Source organism: Hymenobacter agri (assembly GCF_054778495.1).
Genome location: NZ_BAAGZM010000770.1, coordinates 1 through 1,705 on the forward strand (window position 1 = coordinate 1; position 1,705 = coordinate 1,705).

At 64.2% G+C, this 1,705-nt stretch carries 1 protein-coding gene; it reads left to right on the forward strand.

Going from position 1 to position 1,705, the window contains the following annotated elements; all coding sequences use genetic code 11:
- Window positions 1-164 precede the first annotated feature (164 nt).
- Complete coding sequence (locus ACYVDE_RS21950) at window positions 165-1,616, forward strand: glycoside hydrolase family 30 protein (RefSeq protein WP_460503671.1); 1,452 nt, start codon at window positions 165-167, stop codon at window positions 1,614-1,616.
- Window positions 1,617-1,705: the final 89 nt, after the last annotated feature.

The following is a 1,705-nucleotide window of genomic DNA, read 5'->3' on the forward strand; positions in this document are numbered from 1 at the left end:
ACCGCCGCCCTGGCCCCGCTGCAAAAGCTGGCCGCCGGCATCTACCTCCTGAAGCTGCAGGTGGGCACGGAGCTCACCAGCCGCCGCGTGGTGGTCGAATAAGGTACACCCGGCCGGCGGCGCGGCTGCGAAGCGGTGCCGCCGGCTTTTATTTTCTATTCCTCATGATGCATCGTCATTCCTTCATTGGCTTGTGTTTATTGGCGGCTGTGGTGGCCGGGGCAGGCTGCGGCAAAAAAGAAGACACGCCCGACCCCGGCCCCAAGCCGCCCGTCGTCGTCACGCCCACGGGCCCCTCGCAGGTAGCTTTCTGGCTCACCAATACCGACCGCACGGCCCTGTTTGCCCGACAGCGCAACGTGCTGAATTTCGGGCCCACCACCAACTCCTTCCCGACCATTACCCTCGACACCACCCGCACTTACCAAACCATCGACGGCTTCGGCTACACCCTCACCGGGGGCAGCGCCACGGTAATCAACCGCATGAGCAGCAGCAGCCGGGCCGATTTGCTGCGCGAGCTGTTTGCCACCGACAGCACCTGGCTGGGCGTGAGCTATTTGCGCCTGAGCATTGGGGCTTCCGACCTCAGCGACCGGGTATTCAGCTACGACGACGTGCCCGGCGACGTGAGCCTGGCCCAGTTCAGCCTCGCGCCCGACCGCACCGACCTGCTGCCCGTGCTGAAGCAGATTCTGGCCATCAACCCGAACATCAAACTCATGGGCTCGCCGTGGTCGGCCCCACTCTGGATGAAGAGCAACGGCGCGGCCAAAGGCGGCACCCTGCTGCCGCAGTACTACGACGCCTACGCCCGCTACTTCGTGAAATACGTGCAGCAAATGGCCGCCGAGGGCATCACCATCGACGCCGTGACGCTGCAAAACGAGCCGCTGAACCCTTACAACGAGCCCAGCATGCTGATGAGCGCGGCCGAACAGGCCAGTTTCATCAAAAACAACATCGGGCCGGCCTTTGCGGCGGCAGGGCTGAGCACTAAAATCATCGCCTACGACCACAACCCCGACCAGCCCAACTACCCGCTGGCCGTGCTGAACGACGCCGCCGCCCGGCCCTACGTGGAGGGCTCGGCCTTTCACAACTACGGCGGCTCGCTGGAAAATGCGCTCAACCAAGTGCACAGTGCGTACCCCAGCAAAGGGGTCTACTTCACCGAATTCTGGACGCAGGCACCGGGCAACCTGCTCACCGATTTCCCGAACCACATGCGTGAGCTCGAGATTGGCGCCACCCGCAACTGGGCCAAAAACGTGCTGGAGTGGAACCTGGCCAGCGACGCCACCTACGGCCCGCGCACGGCCGGCGGCTGCACCGACTGCCTGGGCGCCGTCACGGTATCGGGCAGCAGCGTGACGCGCAACCCGGCCTATTACACCGTAGCCCACGCCAGCAAGTTTGTGCGCCCCGGCTCGGTGCGCGTCGATACCAACGCGCCCACCAACCTGCCCAACGTGGCCTTCCGCACCCCGGCCGGCAAAAAAGTGCTGCTGGTGCTGAACACCAGCACCTCGCCCCTGCAGTTCAACATCGAATACAAGGGCAAAACCGTGGCTACGGCGCTGGCCAGCAATTCGGCGGGTACCTACGTGTGGTAGCCGGGCGGCAGCTTTTTACTAGATGTCCGGTTTTTTTTAACGTGTTTTTTAACGCGCGCCGGCGGGCCGCCGCTCCGCGGGCCCAGCCG

Excerpts from the sequence above, each read along its gene's own strand:
- ACYVDE_RS21950 (WP_460503671.1), top strand. The coding sequence starts at position 165 with ATGATGCATCGTCATTCCTTCATTGGCTTGTGTTTATTGGCGGCTGTG.